The following is a 19061-nucleotide window of genomic DNA, read 5'->3' as shown; positions in this document are numbered from 1 at the left end:
AAGGAGCAAGACAATGGCTCAGGCACATCCCTTCGACCTCACCGGCAAAGTCGCCCTGGTGACCGGCGCCCACACCGGCATCGGCCAGGGCATCGCCGTGGCGCTGGCCCAGGCGGGCGCCGACATCGCCGCCGTGGACGTGGTGCCGCTGGACGAGACCAAGTCCCTGGTGGAGGCCGCCGGCCGCAAGTTCCACGGCATGTCCGCCGACCTGACCAGCATCGCCCCGGTGCAGGGTCTGGTGGAGGAGGTTGTGGGCACCTTCGGCGGGCTGGACATCCTGGTCAACAACGCCGGGCTGATCCGCCGCGCCGATGCCGTGGACTTCACCGAGGCCGACTGGGACCTCGTGATGAACATCAACATCAAGACGGTCTTCTTCCTCTGCCAGGCCTTCGGGCGCTACGCCATCGGCCAGGGCCGCAAGGGCAAGATCATCAACATCGCGTCGATGCTGTCCTTCCAGGGCGGCATCCGGGTGCCCTCCTACACCGCCTCCAAGAGCGGCGTGGCCGGCATCACCCGCCTGCTCGCCAACGAATGGGCCGGCAAGGGCATCAACGTGAACGCCATCGCGCCGGGCTACGTCGCCACCAACAACACGGCGGCGATCCGCGCCGACGAGCAGCGCAGCGCGGAGATCCTCGGCCGCATCCCGGCGGGCCGCTGGAGCGTTCCCTCCGACATGGGCGGCCCGGCGGTGTTCCTGGCCTCCGACGCGTCGGACTACGTCCACGGCACGGTCCTGCCGGTCGACGGCGGCTGGCTCGCCCGCTGAGGCGGGGTGGTTCCGTTTGAATGACGAAAACCGGGCGCCAGCGATGGCGCCCGGTTTTGTTTCGTGGCGGTTCGCGGTGAGCCTTGCCCCCACCCCGACCCTCCCCCGCTCACGCGGGAGAGGGTGCCTTTTGCGAAGCGGCGGCAGTCCCCTCCACCTCGAAAAGGGGGAGGGTTAGGGAGGGGGCAAAGGCAGCGTCAATACGTTTCCACGGGCGTTCCTCAGCACTTCACGGCATAACGGAAGTCCCCAGGACCGCAACGCCACCAGCCATGCCGACGCCAAACGAAGCCCCCGTGACTGAAACGGAATGGTCGATCCGGACCGTGGAAGGCCGCCTCTACGCGAAAAGCTGGACTCCGGAAACCGCCGGCGCCGTGCCGATCATCCTCTTCCACGACTCCCTCGGCAGCGTGGATCTGTGGCGCGGCTTCCCGCAACGGCTGGCGGCTGAAACAAATCGCCGCGTCATCGCCTACGACCGGCTCGGCTTCGGACGCTCGGACGCCCATTCGGGTGGGCTCGCAATGGATTTCGTCGCCGCGGAGGCACGGGACAGCATCCCGCCGCTGTGCGACCGGCTCGGCGTGACCGAGTTCATCGCCTGCGGGCACAGCGTCGGAGGCGGCATGGCGGTCGAGACGGCGGCGCGCTTTCCGGAGCGCTGCCGCGCCCTCGTGACCATCGCCGCCCAGGCCTTCGTGGAAGAGAGAACCCTCGCCGGCATCCGCGACGCCAAGCGCGATTTCCAGGACCCGGCCAACGTCGCGCGGCTGGCGCGGTATCACGGCGACAAAGCCCGCTGGGTCCTCGACGCCTGGACCGAGACGTGGTTGTCCCCCGCCTTCGCCGGCTGGACCCTGGACCCTGCCCTCGCGGCGGTGCGCTGCCCGGTGCTGGCCCTGCACGGCGACCGCGACGAGTACGGTTCCAGCGCCCACCCCGAACGCATCGCGGCCGGGCGGGGAGCCGCAAGGCTTCTCCCCGACACCGGCCATGTGCCGCACCGCGAACAGGAAACGCTCGTCCTCGACGCGATCCGGAGCTTCCTGGACGGGCTTTGAGGCGTCCGCTCAGGCCGCCAGGGGCGGATGCACCGCGTTCCGCGCCAGGATGGCCAGCGTGTGGCTGGCGATCATCCGCTCCTCGTCGGTGGGGATGACGAAGACCGGGACGCGGCTGTCGGCGGCGGAGATGCGCGTGGCGCGGGCGCGATTCGCCGCCCCGTCGAGATGGACGCCGAGCCAGCCCAGCTTCTCCGCCACCCGCGCGCGCACCGGGGCGGAGTTCTCGCCGACGCCGGCGGTGAAGACCACCGCGTCCAGCCCGCCCATGGCCGCCGCCAGCCCCGCCGCCTGCTTGGCGACCTGGAAGCAGAACAGCTCCACGGCCTCCGCCGCCTGCGGATTCTCGCTGTCCAGCAGGGCGCGCATGTCGTTGGACACGCCGGAGACTCCGAGCAGCCCGGACTTGTGGTAGAGCAGCCGCTCCAGCTCGTCGGGGCCCATGCCCTTCTCGCGCATCAGATAGATCAGCACGCCAGGGTCGATCGCGCCGGGGCGTGTGCCCATCGGCAGGCCGTCCAGCGCGGTGAAGCCCATGGTGGTGTCGACGCTGCGGCCCGCGCGCATGCCGCACAGGCTGGACCCGCTGCCGAGATGGCAGACGACGACGCGGGCCTCGGCCAGCTCCGGGGCGATCTGCGGCAGGCGCTGGGCGATGTACTCGTAGGACAGGCCGTGGAAGCCGTAGCGGCGCACACCCTCGTCGGTCAGCTCGCGCGGCAGGGCGAACATCTGGGCCTGCCAGGGCCGCGTGCGGTGGAAGGCGGTGTCGAAGCAGGCGACCTGCGGCAGCTCCGGATAAACCTCGGCCAGCGCGGTCATCGCCGCGATGTTGTGCGGCTGGTGCAGAGGGGCCAGCGGCACCAGGGCCTCCAGCTCCGCCAGCACCGCCGGGGTCAGCCGGACCGGCGCGTCGAAGCGGGTGCCGCCATGCACGACCCGGTGGCCGGCGGCGACCAGCCGCACGTCGCGCAGCTCGTGCCGCATCCAGGTCAGCAGGAAGCCGAGCAGACCGGCGCGGTCGCCGGGGCCGACCTCGTCCAGGATGCCGTCGGCCAGGACGTGGCGGGCCGCGTCCTTGGCCTCGAAGCGCGGGGCGGTGCCGATGCCGGAGATCTGGCCGGTCAGGACCGCCTCCAGATCGCTCCTTCCGGCGCCGCAGAAGACGGAGAATTTCAGGCTGGAGGAGCCCGCGTTGATGACGAGACAGGCGTCACGGTGCGACATGGTGTGATCCTCACTCCGCAGCCAGGGGGGCAGCCAGGGGAGCGGCAACGGCGTTGAGCGCGAGGGCGGGACGGCGCGCGACGGCCACCAGCGCCGCCACGGCGCAGGAGGCGAGGCGGGTGCGGACGTTGTCGGCGCGGCTGGTCAGGATGACCGGAACCCGCGCGCCGAGAACGATGCCCGCCGCGTCGGCGTTGGCGAGGAAGGAGAGCTGCTTGGCCAGCATGTTGCCGGCTTCCAGATCGGGGACGAGCAGGATGTCGGCTTGGCCCGATACGGGGGACTTGATGCCCTTGATGCGCGCGGCCTCGGCGCTGATGGCGTTGTCGAAGGCCAGCGGGCCGTCGAGGATGCCGCCGGTGATCTGGCCGCGGTCGGCCATCTTGCAGAGTGCGGCGGCTTCCAGCGTGGTGGCGATCTTCGGGTTGAGCGTCTCCACCGCCGACAGGATGGCGACGCGCGGCGTCTCGACGCCCAGGACCTTGGCGAGGTCGATGGCGTTCTGGACGATGTGGACCTTGTCCTCCAGCGTCGGGTAGATGTTGATCGCCGCGTCGGTGATGAGAAGCGCCCGCGGGTAGGTGGGTACGTTCATCACGAAGACGTGGCTGATGCGGCGGCTGGTGCGCAGGCCGGTCTCCTTGCGGACGACCTCGGCCATCAGCTCGTCGGTGTGCAGACTGCCCTTCATCACCGCCTCGGCCTCGCCGTTGCGGGCCAGCGCGACGGCCGCGGCGGCAGCGGCGTGGCTGTGCTCGACGTCCATCAGACGGTAGCGGGCGATGTCCAGGCCGTGGGCGGCGGCCAGCGCGCGGATCTTCGCCGCCGGGCCGATCAGGATGGGGTCGATCAGGCCGGCTTCCGCCGCCTCCACCGCACCCTTCAGCGAGCTTTCGTCGCAGGGATGGGCGACCGCCGTGGCGACCGGCTCCAGCCCGTCGCACTTGCGCAGAAGCGCGTCGTGCTTGTCGTGACGGATCATCTGGATCTGCGGCAGCGCGTGGGCGGCGCGGCGGACCTTGCGGGTCGGCGCCACCACCTCGGCGGCCCCGGTCACCACGACCTCGCCGTCCTGGTTGGTGCACAGGCAGTCGAAGACGACGATGTTCTTGTCGGCCTGCTTCTCGCGCACGGTGACGGTGGCGGTGATGACGTCGCCCAGCCCGACCGGGCGGCGGAAGCGCAGGTCCTGGCCGGCATAGACGGTGCCGGCGCCGGGCAGCCGGGTCCCCAGCACGCCGGAAATCAGCGCGCCGGACCACATGCCATGCCCGATCACCTTTTGAAAGCGGCTGTCGGCGGCGAATTTCGCGTCCAGATGAACCGGATCGATGTTGCCGGAGACGGTGGCGAACAGCTCGACGTCCATCACGGTCAGTTGCCGTGCGATGCTGGCGGACTGGCCGACCACGATCTCGTCGAAGGTGACGTTCTCGATCGGGGCCGCCTCGGTCGGCACGGCCGGGAGGTCGCCGCTGGTTTCACCATTGGCAGTCATTGCAGAACACTCCGGATAAGAGAAAAAGGCATGATGCTGCCCGTTTCAGCCGATCCCTCCCGGCGCGCGCCTTGCTGAAAGGAGAAGCACGTCTTGCCGTCTTCTTCTGCGAGCGTCTTTTTGTGTACTGATATATTAGCGGAAAAGGCGGTGCGGCGCAGCAAATCCGGCATCACCGGACACTTTGCCGCAGCCGCCTTCCGTTGGGCCGTTACGCCTTGAGGATGCCGCGTCCGGCGAAGCGGGATGCTGCGCCGAGCATCTCCTCGATGCGGATCAGCTGGTTGTACTTGGCCAGCCGGTCGGAGCGCGACAGCGAGCCGGTCTTGATCTGGCCGCAGTTGGTGGCGACCGCCAGATCGGCGATGGTGCTGTCCTCGGTCTCGCCCGAGCGGTGCGAGAGGACCGCCGTGTAGCCGGCCTTGTGCGCCATGTCGACGGCCTCCAGCGTCTCCGACAGCGTGCCGATCTGGTTGACCTTGACCAGGATCGAGTTGCCCACGCCCTTCTTGATGCCGTCCGCCAGACGCGCCGGGTTGGTCACGAACAGGTCGTCACCGACCAGCTGCACCTTGCCGCCGATGGCGTCGGTCAGCGCCTTCCAGCCCTCCCAGTCGTCCTCGGCCATGCCGTCCTCGATCGAGATGATCGGGTAGCGGCCGACCAGATCGGCCCAGTAGGCCACCATCTGCTCCGACGCCAGCGACTTGCCCTCGCCGGCCAGCTCGTATCTGCCGTTCTTGAAGAACTCGGTCGAGGCGGCGTCGATGGCCAGCATGACGTCGTCGCCCGGCTTGTAGCCGGCCGCCTCGATCGCCTTCATCACGAAGCCCAGCGCGTCCTCGGTCGAGGCGAGGTTGGGGGCGAAGCCGCCCTCGTCGCCGACGTTGGTGTTGTGGCCGGCATCCTTGAGCTTCTTCTTGAGCGCCTGGAAGATCTCCGCGCCCATGCGGATGGCCTCGGCGCCGGTCTCGGCGCCGACCGGCATGACCATGAACTCCTGGATGTCGATCGGGTTGTCGGCGTGGGCGCCGCCGTTGATGATGTTCATCATCGGCACCGGCAGCAGGTTGGCAAAGGCGCCGCCGACGTAGCGGAACAGCGGCAGCGCGGCTTCCTCGGCCGAGGCCTTGGCGACGGCGAGCGAGACGCCGAGGATGGCGTTGGCGCCGAGGCGGCCCTTGTTGGGGGTGCCGTCCAGCTCGATCATGGCGAGGTCGAGGGCGCGCTGGTTGGAGCCGTCGAGGCCGGCGATGGCGTCGAAGATCTCGCCGTTGACCGACTCCACGGCCTTCAGCACGCCCTTGCCGCCGTAGCGGGACTTGTCGCCGTCGCGCAGCTCCACCGCCTCGTGCGCGCCGGTCGAGGCGCCCGACGGAACGGCGGCGCGGCCAAACGCGCCGGATTCGAGCAGGACGTCCACCTCGACGGTCGGGTTCCCACGGCTGTCGAGGATCTCGCGGGCGTGGATTTCGGTAATGGCGCTCATGGCGGGGTGTGGACCTTGATTGGAGAGTGGATTTTTCGGGGAAAGTGGTCGCGGCGGAGCCCCCACCCTTCCCGCTGCGCGGGCCCCTTCCCTCCCCCGCTGGGCGGGAGAGGGAGTTCATCCCCTCCCCTGCGAAGCGGGGGAGGGTCAGGGTGGGGGCGAGTGCTTCGCTGCTCAGACTCTTCTCAATGCGCGCCGTGGAAGGTGCGGCTGATGACGTCCATCTGCTGCTCGCGGGTCAGCTTGATGAAGTTCACCGCGTAACCCGACACCCGGATGGTCAGCTGCGGGTACAGCTCCGGATGGTCCATGGCGTGCAGCAGCGTCTCGCGGTCGAAGACGTTCACGTTGATGTGGTGGCCGCCCTGACCGAAATAGCCGTCCAGCATGCCCACCAGATTGTCCACCCGCTCACCCCCGGTCGGACCCAGCGCGCCGGGCACGATGGTGAAGGTGTAGCTGATGCCGTCCTGGGCGTGGGCGTAGGGCAGCTTGGCCACCGACGCCATCGAGGCGATCGCCCCCTTGCGGTCGCGCCCGTGCATCGGGTTGGCCCCCGGCGCGAAGGGCTGGCCGGCCTTGCGCCCGTCCGGCGTGTTGCCCGTCTTCTTGCCGTAGACCACGTTCGAGGTGATCGTCAGCACCGACTGCGTGGGCACCGCGTCGCGGTAGGCCTTCTGCTTGCGCAGCAGACCCATGAAGGTTTCCACCAGCCACACCGCGATCCCGTCGACCCGGTCGTCGTTGTTGCCGAAGGCCGGATAGTCGCCCTCGATGACGAAGTCGGTGGCCAGCCCGCGCTCGTCGCGGACCACCTTGACCGTGGCGTGCTTGATCGCCGACAGGCTGTCCGCGACGACGCTCAGGCCGGCGATGCCGCAGGCCATGGTGCGCAGCACGTCGCGGTCGTGCAGCGCCATCTCCAGCCGCTCGTACATGTACTTGTCGTGCATGAAGTGGATGGCGTTGAGCGTGTTCATGTAGGCGCGGGCCAGCCATTCCATCATCGGCAGCAGGCGGGCGACCACCGTGTCGTGGTCGAGCACGTCGCCGGTGATCGGCGCGAAGGCCGGGCCGACCTGCTCGCCCGAGACCTCGTCGCGGCCGCCGTTGATGGCGTAGAGCAGCGTCTTGGCGAGGTTGGCGCGGGCGCCGAAGAACTGCATCTGCTTGCCGATGCGCATGGCCGAGACGCAGCAGGCGATGCCGTAGTCGTCGCCCCAGTAGGGCCGCATCAGGTCGTCGTTCTCGTACTGCACCGAGCAGGTCTTGATCGACGTCTCCGCGCAGAATTTCTTGAAGCCCTCCGGCAGGCTTTCCGACCACAGAACGGTCAGGTTCGGCTCCGGCGCCGGGCCGAGGTTGTTCAGGGTCTGGAGCATGCGGAAGCTGTTCTTGGTGACCAGCGTGCGCCCGTCGAGCGCCATGCCGCCGATGCACTCCGTCACCCAGGTCGGGTCACCCGAGAAGAGCTGGTCATATTCCGGCGTGCGCAGGAAGCGGACGATGCGCAGCTTGGTCACGAACTGGTCGATCAGCTCCTGCGCCTCCTCCTCGGTCAGCAGGCCGTCGCGCAGGTCGCGCTCGACGTAGACGTCGAGGAAGCTGGAGACGCGGCCGAGCGACATGGCCGCCCCGTTGGCCTCCTTCACCGCCGCCAGATAGGCGAGGTAGGTCCACTGCACCGCCTCGCGGGCGTTGGCCGCCGGGCGCGACACGTCGAAGCCGTAGGTCTTGGCCATGGCGGCCAATTCCTTCAGCGCCTTGATCTGCTCGGTAATCTCCTCGCGCAGGCGCAGCGTGTGCTCGTCGACGCGGTCCAGCTCAAGGCTCTTGTACTGGGCCTTCTTGTCCTCGATCAGGAAGGTCGCGCCGTAGAGCGCCAGCCGGCGGTAGTCGCCGATGATGCGTCCGCGGCCGTAAGCGTCCGGCAGGCCGGTGATGACGCCCGACTTGCGGCAGCGCAGCATCTCCTCGGTGTAGACGTCGAAGACGCCGTCATTGTGCGACTTGCGCAGGCCGGGGAAGACCTCCTCCAGCTTGGGCGAGGGTTTGAAGCCGTAGGCCTCCAGCCCGTTCTTGACCATCCGCCAGCCGCCGAAGGGCATGATCGCGCGCTTCAGCGGCTTGTCCGTCTGCAGGCCGACGACGAGTTCAAGCTCCTGGTCGATGTAGGCCGGTGCGTGAGCGATGATCGAGCCGAAGACCTCCGTGTCGGCGTCAAGCACGCCGCCCTTGGCCGCGCGCTCCTCCTTCAGCAGGGCGGTGACCTTGTCCCACAGGGCCTTGGTCCGTCCGGTCGGGCCGGTCAGGAAGCGCGAATCCCCGGCGTAGGGGTGGACGTTGCGGACGATGAAGTCGCGGACGTTGACCTCTTGCTGCCAGACGCCCGGAACGAAGCGGCGCCAGGGGCGCTCGGCTTGCTGTTCCGGGGTCTCGACGAGTCCGTCTCTCAGCAGGGTGTCCATGATGTCTCCTCACGAAAAGGCGTCTGGGCGGCACGCGCCGCGTCGCTGATCGACCCTGGAGGCCCCCCAGTGGAGGGGTCGGAAGACCGCCGGACTCCGATCGGGGCGGGAGCGGCGGTATGGCAACGGGCTGTGAAGCCGGCAGGGCCAAAAGTCATTCTGTAGTTTTGCTACATAAACCGGATCAGCGAAGCGCGCAAGGCAAAAGCGGTTGATTTTCCACGGTCTTTGATGAACTTACTGTGACGGAACGCCGCATCGTCGGCGGTCCCGGTATGTGGAACAGTGCCGCCGATAGCACCCTCCTATCGGGTCATGTAGTTTTACTATCCGTGCTACAGTGTCGGACGGACGGAACGGGGGAACAGGCCGATGCTGGCGAGGATCATGGCGGTGCGCGACGGGCTCCGTCCTTCGGAACGGAAGCTGGCGGACTGCGTGCTGGCCCAGCCGGGCGAGGTCATCACCCTGTCGATGGCCGACATGGCGGAACGTGCCGGGGTCAGCGAGCCGACCATCGCCCGCTTCTGCGGGGCGCTCGGCTGCAGCGGCTTCCGCGAGTTCAAGATCAAGCTGGCCCAGGACATCGCCGCCGGCATGCCCTTCATCGACCAGGAGGTCAGCCCGGACGACCGGGCGGCGGGCATCGCGGGCAAGGTGTTCGACCGCACCCTGGCGACGCTCATGCAGGTGCGCAACAACTTGTCGGCGGAATCGGTGGACCGCGCCGCCGACCTGCTGGCCGGGGCGCGGCGGATCGAGTTCTACGGTTCCGGCAACTCCGGCACGGTGGCGCAGGACATCCAGCGCCGCTTCTTCCGGCTGGGCATTCCCACCGTCGCCTACAGCGACGCCCACGTCTATTTCGTGTCGGCCCTGTCGCTCGCCCCCGGCGACGCGGTGGTCGCCGTGTCCAGTTCGGGCGGCACCCGCGACATGCTGGAGGCCGTGCAGAACGCGCTGTCGTCCGGCGCCGCGGTCGTCGCCATCACCCGCTCCGGCTCGCCGTTGGCGCAGCTCGCCACGGTCAGCCTGCTGGCCGACGTCGCGGAAGACTTCGACATCCACTCGCCCATGACGTCGCGCATCAGCCATCTGGTCCTCGGCGACATACTGTCGATTGCCGTGGCGCTGCGCAAAGGCGACGCCCTGCGGGAGCGCCTGGAACGCCACAAGCAGGCGCTCAGCCGCCACCCCCGGGAACAATAAATACTAGTATATTAGTTTGGCAGCAAGCCGCCCCGCCCGTCCTGTGCCGTTCTGCCGCAGTTCCCACAGCAAAAAGCCCGGCCCCGTTTCCGGGACCGGGCCTTCCGCTTCCAGCCGCAGCCGAACCGTCAGTCGCCGGCGTGCACCGGCTCGGCACCCGGCGGGGAGTGGGCGCCGGCACGCTTGCTGCCGAACAGACGGTAGACCGCGACGAAGAAGACCGGGACGAACAGGATCGCCAGCACGGTGGCGGAGATCATGCCGCCCATCACGCCCACGCCGATGGCGTTCTGGCTTTCCGAGCCCGCGCCGCTGCTGGTCGCCAGCGGCAGAACGCCCAGCACGAAGGCCAGCGAGGTCATGATGATCGGGCGCAGGCGCTGGCGGCACGCCTCGATGGCGGCATCCTTCAGCTCCATGCCCTCGTCGTAGAGCGCCTTGGCGAATTCCACGATCAGGATGGCGTTCTTCGCCGACAGGCCGATGGTCGTCAGCAGGCCCACCTGGAAGTAGACGTCGCTGGGCAGGCCGCGCAGCGTGGCGGCGAGCACGGCGCCGATGACGCCCAGCGGCACCACCAGGATGACCGACACCGGCACCGACCAGCTCTCGTAGAGCGCAGCCAGGCAGAGGAAGACGATCAGCATGGACAGGGCGTAGAGCGCCGGTGCCTGCGACCCGCTCAGCCGCTCCTCGTAGGACAGGCCGGTCCACTCATAGCCGACGCCCGGCGGCAGCTTGGCCATCATCGCCTCCATCTCCTGCATCGCCTCGCCGGAGCTGATGCCCGGCGCCGCGGAGCCCTGGATGTTGAGCGACGACATGCCGTTGTACCGCTCCAGCTTCGGCGAACCGTAGGTCCACTGCGCCGTGGTGAAGGCGGAGAAGGGGACCATCTGCCCCATGGCGTTGCGCATGTACCAGCGGTCGACGTCGCTCGGCTGCATGCGGTAGGGAGCGTCCGCCTGGAGATAGACGCGCTTCACGCGCCCCCGGTCGATGAAGTCGTTGACGTAGGAGGAGCCCCAGGCCGCCGTCAGGGTCGTGTTGACGTCGGTCAGCGACAGGCCGAGCGCGCTGGCCTTCTCGCGGTCCACCGTCAGCTTGAACTGCGGCGTGTCCTCCAGCCCGTTCGGGCGGACGCCGACCAGCTTTGGGTTCTGCGCCGCGAGGCCCAGCAGCTGGTTGCGTGCCTGCATCAGCCGGTCATGCCCGACGCCGCCGCGGTCCACCAGCTGGAGGTCGAAGCCGGTGGCGTTGCCGAGCCCCGGAACCGAGGGCGGCATGAAGGCGAAGACCACCGCGTCCTTGGCCTTCGACAGGGCGCCCATGGCGCGGCCGGCGATGGCCGTCGGCTTGCGGTCGGCGGACTCGCGCTCGCTCCAATCGCGCAGCCGGACGAAGGCCATGCCGGCGTTCTGGCCGCGGCCCGCGAAGTTGAAGCCGGCGATGGTGAACAGGCCCTCGACGCTGTCCTTCTCCTTCTCCAGGAAATAGGTCTCGACCTGCTTGGTCGTCTCCATCGTGCGCTCGATGCTGGCGTTCGGCGGGGCCGACCACAGCACGAACATGGTCCCGCGATCCTCCTGCGGCAGGAAGGAGGAGGGCATCTGGAGGAACAGGTAGGCCAGACCGCCGACGATCAGCGCGTAGGCAAGGCCGTAGCGCCCGAGCCGCGACACCGCCCCGCGCACGCCGCTCAGATAGACGCGGCTGCTGGCGTCGAAGCCGCGGTTGAACAGCCCGAAGAAGCCGCGCTTGGCGTGGCCGTGGCCCTTGGCCACCGGCTTCAGGATGGTGGCGCAGAGCGCCGGGGTCAGCACCAGGGCGACCAGCACCGACAGCGCCATCGCCGACACGATGGTCAGCGAGAACTGACGGTAGATGGCGCCCGCCGAGCCACCGAAAAAGGCCATGGGGACGAACACGGCGGACAGCACCAGCGCGATGCCGATCAGCGCGCCGGTGATCTGGCCCATCGACTTGCGGGTCGCCTCGCGCGGGGGCAGCCCGTCCTCGCTCATCACGCGCTCGACGTTCTCCACCACCACGATGGCGTCGTCGACCAGCAGGCCGATGGCCAGCACCATGCCGAACATGGTCAGCGTGTTGATCGAGAAGCCGAACAGCGACAGCACGCCGAAGGTGCCGAGGAGCACCACGGGAACCGCGATGGTCGGGATCAGCGTCGCCCGGAAGTTCTGCAGGAACAGGTACATCACGGCGAAGACGAGGATGATCGCCTCGATCAGCGTCTTGACGACCTCGTGGATCGACAGCTCGACGAAAGGCGTCGTGTCGTAGGGGTAGATGACCTCCAGCCCTTCCGGGAAGAAGGCCGACAGCTCGGCGATGCGCGCCTTCACCGCCGCGGCGGTGTCCAGCGCGTTGGCCCCGGTCGCCAGCTTGACGCCCAGGCCCGCCGCCGGCTTGCCGTTGTAGCGGGCGGTGATCTCGTAGGTTTCCTGCCCGATCTCGATCCGCGCGACGTCGCGCAGCCGCACCTGGCCGCCGTCGGGATTGACGCGCAGCAGGATGGCGCCGAACTCCTCCGGCGTCTGCATGCGCGACTGTGCCATGATGGTGGCGTTGATGCGCTGGCCGGGGACCGCCGGGGCGCCGCCGAGCTGACCCGCCGACACCTGCGCGTTCTCCGCCTTGATGGCGTTGGTGACGTCGATGGTGGTCAGCTGGTGGCTGTTCAGCGCGTCGGGGTCCAGCCAGATCCGCATGGCGTGCTGCGGGCCGAACACGGTGATGTCGCCCACACCCTCGACGCGGCTGATCGTGTCCTGGAGGTTGGAGGCCACATAGTCGGCGATGTCGCCCTGGCTCAGCCGCCCGTCGCTGGACACGAAGCCGGCGACCATCAGGAAGTCGTTGCCGGCCTTCGACACCTGGAGGCCGCGCTGCTGCACCTCCTGCGGCAGGAGCGGCACGGCGAGCTGGAGCTTGTTCTGCACCTGGACCTGGGCGATGTCCGGGTTGGCCTCCGGCTCGAAGGTCAGGGTGATGGTGACGTTGCCCGACGAATCGCTGTTCGAGGACATGTAGCGGAAGTGGTCGAGCCCGGTCATCTTCTGTTCGATGACCTGGGTGACCGTATCCTCCAGCGTCTTCGCGGACGCGCCGGGGTAGCTGGCGGTGATGGACACCGTCGGCGGGGCGATCTTCGGATATTGCTCGACGGGCAGGCCCAGGATCGCCAGACCGCCCGCCAGCATGATGACGATGGCGATGACCCAGGCGAAGACGGGCCGGTCGATGAAGTATTTCGACATGGATCGGTCCTCGGCCTCAGCGCGCCTGCGGTCCGGGCAGGGCCGCCACGGCGGCCTGGGCCGCCACCGGCTTGACCTCGCCCCCCGGCTTCACCTTCTGAAGCCCCTCGACCACGATGCGCTCGCCCGCCTTCAGACCGTCGGAGACCAGCCAGGCGTTGTTGATCGCCCGCTCGGTCTTGATGGTGCGCGGGTTGACCTTGTTGTCGTCGCCGACGACCCAGACGCGGGCCGAGCCGTCCGGACCGCGCTGCACCGCCTCCTGCGGCACGGCGAGCGCGTTCTCGGCCACGCCCTGCTCGACGCGGGCGCGCACGAACAGGCCGGGCAGCAAATTCAGGTTCGGGTTCGGGAACACCGCGCGGAGCTGGACGGAGCTGGTGCCCGGATCGACCGACACGTCGGAGAACTGAAGCTCGCCGCGCTGCGGATAGGGGGCCTCCGCCGCGTGCAGGAACAGCGAGACCGGGATCTTTCCGGGCTCGGCCGGGCGGATGCGCCCGCTCTCCATGTCCTGGCGGAGCTGCATGAGCTGCGAGGCGGTCTGGGTCACGTCCACGTAGATCGGGTCGAGCTGCTGGACGGTGGCGAGCGCCGTCGCCTGGTTGGCGGTGACCAGCGCGCCTTCCGTCACGGCGGATTTGCCGATGCGGCCGGAGATGGGGGCGAAGACCCTGGTGTAGTCCAGGTTGATGCGCGCCAGATTGTGGGCGGCCCTGGCGGCGGCGAGCTGCGCCTCGTTCTGCTTCAGCGAGGCCATGGCGTCGTCGTAGTCCTGCTTGCTGACGACGCTGTTCTTGACGAGGTCGTTGTAGCGGGCCGCCTTGTTGCGGGCGGCCTGCAGGTTGGCCTCCGCCTTCTGGATGTCGGCCTGGGCGACGGCGAGGTTGGCCTCGTAGGTGGCCGGGTCGATCTGGTAGAGCTGGTCGCCCGCCTTGACGTCGCTGCCCTCGGTGAAGAAGCGCTTCAGCACGATGCCGCTGACCTGCGGGCGGATCTCCGCCACGCGGAAGGCCGCGGTGCGGCCCGGCAGTTCGGTGGTGACCGACAGGCTCTGCGGCTGGATGGTCGCCACCGCGACCTCCGCCGGACCGGGCGCCGGCTGGCCCCCGGCGGCGTGCTTCTTGTCCTGGCAGGCACCCAGCACCACGGTCAGGGAGGCCGCCACGGCAAGAGACAGAAATGCGTTCCTGTTGAACATCCGTTCCTCGTGAAAACGCCGTGATGCGGCGATGAAATGTCCTAATGAGCCGGGAATCTCCCACGTTCCGCCCGGCTTTTTTCGGGACCGGCGGAAAAGGCCGGTGCGCGCGGACGGTGCGAAATGACCCCTTTATTCGTACTGTCTCATACAGTACACTGTACCGGACGATACATTCAGAACGACCGTTCGCGCAAGGGGGAACCGCAATGCCCGACAAGGGGGCATCCACACCGTTCCAGGGCGGAATCGCCGGAGCCGGAATCGCCAGCCTCGGCATCAACAGCTTCGACACGCCCGGCTGCGGCCCGCGTGGCCAGGCGCGTTGCCGGGCGCTGCTCGACGCGGCGGCGGCGCTGTTCGTGGAGAAGGGATTCGCGCTGACCTCGCTGTCCGACATCCTGCGGCAGGCCGGTGGATCGCGCACCACGCTCTACGAGCATTTCGGCGACAAGGAGGGGCTGTTCCGCGCGGTGATGGAGCGCCACTGCGACCGCGTGCTGGAGGAGATGTCGGCCACGCGCGCCGCCGGGCCGGCGGCGATGGCCGAGGGGCTGGAGGAGAATCTGTACCGCGTCGGCCTGCACATTGCCGGCACGCTGACCATGCCGGAAACCACCGCCATCCTGCGCATCCTGGTGTCGGAGGGTGGGCGCATCCCCGACATCGCCCAGGCCTTTTTCCAGGTCGGCCCGGAGAAGACCATCGGCTGGCTCGCCGACTGCTTCCGCGAGTGGTCCGAGGCGGGGCGCCTGCGCATCGACGATCCGGAGGGAGCCGCCCACGCCTTCATCGGCATGGTGGTCGGCGACCTGCTGACCAAGCGGCTGATCCTTCCGGACGAGCCCGTCTCCATGGAGGAGTTGGAGCGTTACGTCCGTCAGTCCGTGCGGTTGTTCCTCGCAGGGACGCGGCCCTGACCACGAGGGAGAGCGGCGTATTGCCGTCTTGCCAGCGGGGACGGCAGGGGTCATAGCTCCCGCGATGATGCGTGCGCTTGTTGTGGCGTTGCCCCCCACCCTAACCCTCCCCCGCTTCGCAGGGGAGGGGACTGCCGCCGCTTCGCAGAAGGCACCCTCCCCTGCGATAGCGGGGGAGGGCCGGGGTGGGGGCAACCGCCGCCAGCGCTAAGGGAAAAACCGATGGACCGGGGAAGCGCCAGGGAATTGACGGACAGGACGACGGACAAAGACTCACCGACGGTCGGCCCGCGCGGTCGGGCGCGCCGGCAGGCCCTGCTCGACGCGGCGGCGGCCCTGTTCGTCGAGAAGGGCTTCGAGAAGACCACGCTGACCGACATCATCGGCCGGGCCGGCGGCTCCCGCGCCACCCTCTACGAGCATTTCGGCGACAAGGAGGGGCTGTTCCGCGCGATGATGGAAGAGAACAGCGCCCGCATCCAGGAGGGGCTGGCCGCCATCCAGGCCGACGAGCGTGCGGCACCGGAGGACGGGCTGACACGCTTCGCCCTGCACCTCGTGGCGGCGCTGTTCGACGACCGCACCATGGCCATCGTCCGCGTGCTGGTGTCGGAAGGCGGGCGCATCCCCGACATTGCCGAAGCTTTCTTCCGCATCGGCCCGGAAACCGCCCAGCGGCGGCTGGCCGACTATCTGGCGCGGCAGACCGCCGCCGGTGCCCTGACCGTCGTGGAGCCGGAGACCGCCGCACGCGGTTTCATCGGCATGATCACCGGCAACATCCTGCTGCGCCGCTTGATCCTGCCGGAACTCTCTTTCTCCAGGGAAGAGGTGGAGCGTTACGTCGGACGGGCCGTCACCCTCTTTCTGTCAGGCACCCGCCCCAATGCGGAACACTGACCTTGGGCTGAGGACGGCGCAGCCGGACACAGGAAAGCGTTAGGACCGAAGGACAGGCGTTGCAACATACCTCGGTATGTTAGGGTTCACACGATCGCTTCCTTCATCCCATCGGCCCCCCGGGCCGGGACGGTCGATCGTGTCCATGGCCCGCTGGCTTCTGCTGCTCGTCTTCACCCTGGCCCCGCTGATTGGGTTCGAGGTCTATTCCCACACCCGGCTGCGGGCGGAGCGGGAGGCCGAACTCGGTCAGGAGGCGTTGCGCCTGCTCGACCTGATCGATGTCGAACAGGGGCGGATCATCGACGACATCGAACACATCCTTGCCACGCTGATGGTGGCGAACATCGCCGGCCCTGGCTGCCAGGAAACGATGGAACGGCTGGGGCAGCGCCTGCCCAGCTACCTGACCCTGGGCTTCGCCGACCGTTCCGGCACCGTCCGGTGCGCCACCGACCGACGGATCGTCGGGACCGGGGTCGCCAACCAGCCGGAGGTTCAGCAGGCCCTGTCCACCGGTCACTTCGCATTGGGGGACTACATCGTCGCGGAAGGGCTGGAGCGTCACGTCCTGCCCTTTGCCATGCCCTACGCGCACGACAACGCCCGAACTTCCGGCGACGGTTCCGATCCCGTGGTCGTGACCGCCCTGCTCGACCTCGACTGGCTGCGGCAGTATCAGGCCCGCAAACCGTTGCCTCCGAACACGACGGTCCTGCTGGCCGACAGCAACGGCACCATCATTGTCCGTGTGCCTGATATTCCGGGACTGGTCGGACAGCCGCTGCCGGAGCGGCTGAACCTCTTCCTGAGCGGCGACCGAACGGCGACGGCGCTGACCGAGGGATTGGACGGGGTGCCCCGCATTGTGGCCTATTCTCCTCCTGGCGTGAACAGCAACGGGCTCGCCGTCGCGGTGGGCATCGATCACGCCGCCGCATTGCGCGCCACCGACGTGGTGGCGCTGCGCTCCTGGTTTCCCTTCCTGGTGATCCTGCTGCTCACCCTGATCGCCACCGCCTGGGGAATCGGGCGCCTGACCCGCCAGCGCGAGACGGAGCGGTCGCTGCTGAAGGCCGTGCTGGAGCATCTGCGCGCCGGCGTGGTGGTGGCGGAGGCGCCCACCGGACGGGTGATCCTGCACAACAGCGCGGCGGAACGGTTGATCGGCCAGCCCCTGGGCCGGATCGACCGCATCGAGGACTATCCCCGCCCCTTCACCGGCGGCCCGGAAGGGTCTGCCGAGCTGCCGCTGGTCCGCGCCCTGCGCGACGGTGCGGTGGTGCGGCAGGAGGAGCTGCGCCGCGACACTCCGGCCGGTCCCATCACCTGCCTGGCCGACGCCGAACCGGTGCGCGATCCCGATTGCCGCATCACCCTGGCCGTCGTTACCCTGACCGACATCACCGAGCGCAAGGCCGGCGAGGAAGCCCTGCGGCGGAGCGAGACCCGCTTCCGCGAACTGGTCGAGAACACCCCGGTGATGATGTGGATCAACCGGCCGGACGGCGGCCGGGAGTACTACAACGCCGCCTGGCGCTCCTACACCGGGCGCAGCCTGGAACAGGGGGAGCGCTGGTCCTACATCCACCCCGCCGATTATCCACGGCTGCTCGACAGCCGCGAGCGCGGCATCGCCGCGGGCGAATCCTACGGCTTCGACGTGCGCATGCAGCGCCACGACGGGGTCTACCGCTGGCACGCATGCCGGATCAACCCGATGCGCCAAAACGACCAAATCATCGCCTGGGTCGGCACCGCGGTGGATGTGCACGACAGCCGCATGGCCCGCGAGGCGGCGGAGCAGGCCGACCGCTCCAAGAGCCGCTTCCTGGCCGCCGCCAGCCACGATCTGCGCCAGCCCATGCAGTCGATGTTCTTCTTCGCCGAGGCGCTGCACAGCCACGTCCATTCCCCGCGCGGGCGCGACGCCCTGGCGATGCTGGAACGCGGAATGGAGACGCTGAAGGGCCTGCTCGACAGCCTGCTGGACGTCTCGCAGCTGGACGCCGGGGTGATCGAACCGCGGATCGAGGACATTGCGGTCAAGCCCTTGCTCGACGACATCGGCTCCGCCTACGCCCCGGTCGCCGCCGCCAAGGGTCTGGATCTCCAGGTGGTGAACCACCATGACCTGACCGTGCGCAGCGACCGCAACCTGCTGGGGCGCATGGTCCGCAATCTGGTGGAAAACGCCATCCGCTACACCGAGCGCGGGGTGATCCGCTTGGAGTGCCACCCCCTGGACGGCCACGCCGGCATCCAGGTGCGCGACACTGGAATCGGCATCTCCGGCGAGCAGATGTCCTGGATCTTTGAAGAGTTCTATCAGGTCGGCAACCCCGAACGGGACCGCAACCAGGGGCTCGGCCTTGGCCTCGCCATCGTGCAGAAGCTGTCCGCCCTGCTCGGCCATCCGGTGGAGGTGCGCTCCGAACTCGGCAAAGGATCGGTGTTCCGCATCTCCGTGCCGCTCGGCGACGCCGCGGAAACCCCAGTTACGCCTCCCCCGTCCCGCGAAACCAAGCGAGGGCGGCTGGCCGTCCTGATCGACGACGACGCCATCGTCCTGATGGGGCTGCGCTCGATCTTCCAGGACTGGGGCTACGACACCATCGTCGCCTCCTCCACCGAGGAGGCGCTGGACCGCCTGAGGGCGGCGGGGCGACGGCCCGACGTGATGGTCGCCGACTACCGGCTGCGCGAGCACAAGGTGGGCACCGAAGCCATCCTGAAGATCCGCGAACTGGCCGGCGCACCGGTCCCCGCCGTCCTGCTGACCGGCGATTCCGGCCCCGACGTGATGCAGGAGGCCGAACGGCACGGGATCGGCCTGATGTTCAAACCGGTCACCGCCCGCCTTCTCCAGGAAGCCCTGACCCGCCAGACCGGCACCGCCGCGTGAGTCCTCGGCCGGGTCGAGGTCGGGGCGGCAAACGGGGAAGGAGTGGCCTGTTGAAGGACAATAAATTCTACACGGATTGCGCGGATTTAAGCACGGATGACACGGATTTTCTTTAATGCTT

13 protein-coding genes are annotated in these 19061 nt (G+C 68.5%); 6 read left to right on the top strand and 7 right to left on the bottom strand.

Annotation, left to right across the window (positions count from 1 at the left end):
* Positions 1–13 precede the first annotated feature (13 nt).
* Positions 14–778 (top strand): 2-dehydro-3-deoxy-D-gluconate 5-dehydrogenase KduD, encoded by a 765-nt coding sequence (kduD, locus tag AMK58_RS26520; RefSeq protein ID WP_059399665.1) that lies wholly within the window; start codon positions 14–16, stop codon positions 776–778.
* Positions 779–1050: 272 nt separating this feature from the next.
* Positions 1051–1842 carry an alpha/beta fold hydrolase gene (locus AMK58_RS26515; protein WP_035675492.1) on the top strand — a complete coding sequence of 264 codons (792 nt, stop codon included), beginning with the start codon at positions 1051–1053 and terminating at the stop codon, positions 1840–1842.
* A gap of 9 nt (positions 1843–1851) precedes the next feature.
* On the opposite strand, the gene AMK58_RS26510 is transcribed toward AMK58_RS26515, so the two are convergent.
* The 5 genes from AMK58_RS26510 to pflB form a co-directional block, all read right to left on the bottom strand.
* Positions 1852–3069 (bottom strand): acetate/propionate family kinase, encoded by a 1218-nt coding sequence (locus tag AMK58_RS26510; RefSeq protein ID WP_059399664.1) that lies wholly within the window; start codon positions 3067–3069, stop codon positions 1852–1854.
* A 10-nt stretch (positions 3070–3079) separates the two neighbouring features.
* Positions 3080–4567, bottom strand: coding sequence for a bifunctional enoyl-CoA hydratase/phosphate acetyltransferase (locus AMK58_RS26505; RefSeq protein WP_059399663.1), 1488 nt, complete (start codon positions 4565–4567; stop codon positions 3080–3082).
* On the bottom strand, positions 4564–4740 hold the full coding sequence (locus tag AMK58_RS30715) for a hypothetical protein (protein WP_155903499.1): 177 nt from the start codon (positions 4738–4740) through the stop codon (positions 4564–4566). The genes AMK58_RS26505 and AMK58_RS30715 overlap by 4 nt, the downstream gene beginning before the upstream one ends.
* A 38-nt stretch (positions 4741–4778) precedes the next feature.
* Positions 4779–6056 (bottom strand): phosphopyruvate hydratase, encoded by a 1278-nt coding sequence (eno, locus tag AMK58_RS26500; RefSeq protein ID WP_059399662.1) that lies wholly within the window; start codon positions 6054–6056, stop codon positions 4779–4781.
* 185 nt (positions 6057–6241) lie between these two features.
* A complete protein-coding gene (gene pflB / locus AMK58_RS26495; protein WP_059399661.1) occupies positions 6242–8524 on the bottom strand; it encodes a formate C-acetyltransferase in 2283 nt (760 codons plus the stop codon).
* Positions 8525–8896: 372 nt separating this feature from the next.
* Between pflB and AMK58_RS26490 the strand changes: the two genes are divergently transcribed.
* Positions 8897–9733: a MurR/RpiR family transcriptional regulator gene (locus tag AMK58_RS26490; RefSeq protein ID WP_059399660.1), complete on the top strand. Its 837-nt coding sequence runs from the start codon at positions 8897–8899 to the stop codon at positions 9731–9733.
* 128 nt (positions 9734–9861) lie between these two features.
* Here the strand turns inward: AMK58_RS26490 and AMK58_RS26485 are convergent, their stop codons facing one another.
* Positions 9862–13014, bottom strand: coding sequence for an efflux RND transporter permease subunit (locus AMK58_RS26485; RefSeq protein ID WP_035682314.1), 3153 nt, complete (start codon positions 13012–13014; stop codon positions 9862–9864).
* A 16-nt stretch (positions 13015–13030) separates the two neighbouring features.
* Positions 13031–14215, bottom strand: coding sequence for an efflux RND transporter periplasmic adaptor subunit (locus AMK58_RS26480; protein ID WP_035682312.1), 1185 nt, complete (start codon positions 14213–14215; stop codon positions 13031–13033).
* Positions 14216–14424: 209 nt separating this feature from the next.
* On the opposite strand from AMK58_RS26480, the gene AMK58_RS26475 reads away from it, so the two are divergent.
* The 3 genes from AMK58_RS26475 (at position 14425) to AMK58_RS30060 (ending at position 18940) form a co-directional block, all read left to right on the top strand.
* Complete coding sequence (locus AMK58_RS26475; RefSeq protein ID WP_035682310.1) at positions 14425–15135, top strand: TetR/AcrR family transcriptional regulator; 711 nt, start codon at positions 14425–14427, stop codon at positions 15133–15135.
* A gap of 222 nt (positions 15136–15357) precedes the next feature.
* Positions 15358–16035, top strand: a complete 678-nt coding sequence (locus AMK58_RS26470) for a TetR/AcrR family transcriptional regulator (RefSeq protein WP_035682308.1) — start codon at positions 15358–15360, stop codon at positions 16033–16035.
* A gap of 145 nt (positions 16036–16180) precedes the next feature.
* Positions 16181–18940 carry a hybrid sensor histidine kinase/response regulator gene (locus AMK58_RS30060; RefSeq protein ID WP_079285394.1) on the top strand — a complete coding sequence of 920 codons (2760 nt, stop codon included), beginning with the start codon at positions 16181–16183 and terminating at the stop codon, positions 18938–18940.
* Positions 18941–19061: the final 121 nt, after the last annotated feature.

This window comes from Azospirillum brasilense, assembly GCF_001315015.1.
GTDB lineage: Bacteria > Pseudomonadota > Alphaproteobacteria > Azospirillales > Azospirillaceae > Azospirillum > Azospirillum brasilense.
Note: the sequence above shows the minus strand (reverse complement) of the source record. Positions and strands in the feature narration are given on the sequence as shown.

Excerpts from the sequence above, each read along its gene's own strand:
- AMK58_RS26480 (WP_035682312.1), bottom strand. The coding sequence starts at position 14,215 with ATGTTCAACAGGAACGCATTTCTGTCTCTTGCCGTGGCGGCCTCCCTG.
- AMK58_RS26510 (WP_059399664.1), bottom strand. The coding sequence starts at position 3,069 with ATGTCGCACCGTGACGCCTGTCTCGTCATCAACGCGGGCTCCTCCAGC.
- AMK58_RS26475 (WP_035682310.1), top strand. The coding sequence starts at position 14,425 with ATGCCCGACAAGGGGGCATCCACACCGTTCCAGGGCGGAATCGCCGGA.
- AMK58_RS30715 (WP_155903499.1), bottom strand. The coding sequence starts at position 4,740 with ATGCCGGATTTGCTGCGCCGCACCGCCTTTTCCGCTAATATATCAGTA.
- kduD (WP_059399665.1), top strand. The coding sequence starts at position 14 with ATGGCTCAGGCACATCCCTTCGACCTCACCGGCAAAGTCGCCCTGGTG.
- eno (WP_059399662.1), bottom strand. The coding sequence starts at position 6,056 with ATGAGCGCCATTACCGAAATCCACGCCCGCGAGATCCTCGACAGCCGT.
- AMK58_RS26485 (WP_035682314.1), bottom strand. The coding sequence starts at position 13,014 with ATGTCGAAATACTTCATCGACCGGCCCGTCTTCGCCTGGGTCATCGCC.
- AMK58_RS26470 (WP_035682308.1), top strand. The coding sequence starts at position 15,358 with ATGGACCGGGGAAGCGCCAGGGAATTGACGGACAGGACGACGGACAAA.
- AMK58_RS26490 (WP_059399660.1), top strand. The coding sequence starts at position 8,897 with ATGCTGGCGAGGATCATGGCGGTGCGCGACGGGCTCCGTCCTTCGGAA.
- AMK58_RS26515 (WP_035675492.1), top strand. The coding sequence starts at position 1,051 with ATGCCGACGCCAAACGAAGCCCCCGTGACTGAAACGGAATGGTCGATC.
- pflB (WP_059399661.1), bottom strand. The coding sequence starts at position 8,524 with ATGGACACCCTGCTGAGAGACGGACTCGTCGAGACCCCGGAACAGCAA.
- AMK58_RS30060 (WP_079285394.1), top strand. The coding sequence starts at position 16,181 with ATGGCCCGCTGGCTTCTGCTGCTCGTCTTCACCCTGGCCCCGCTGATT.
- AMK58_RS26505 (WP_059399663.1), bottom strand. The coding sequence starts at position 4,567 with ATGACTGCCAATGGTGAAACCAGCGGCGACCTCCCGGCCGTGCCGACC.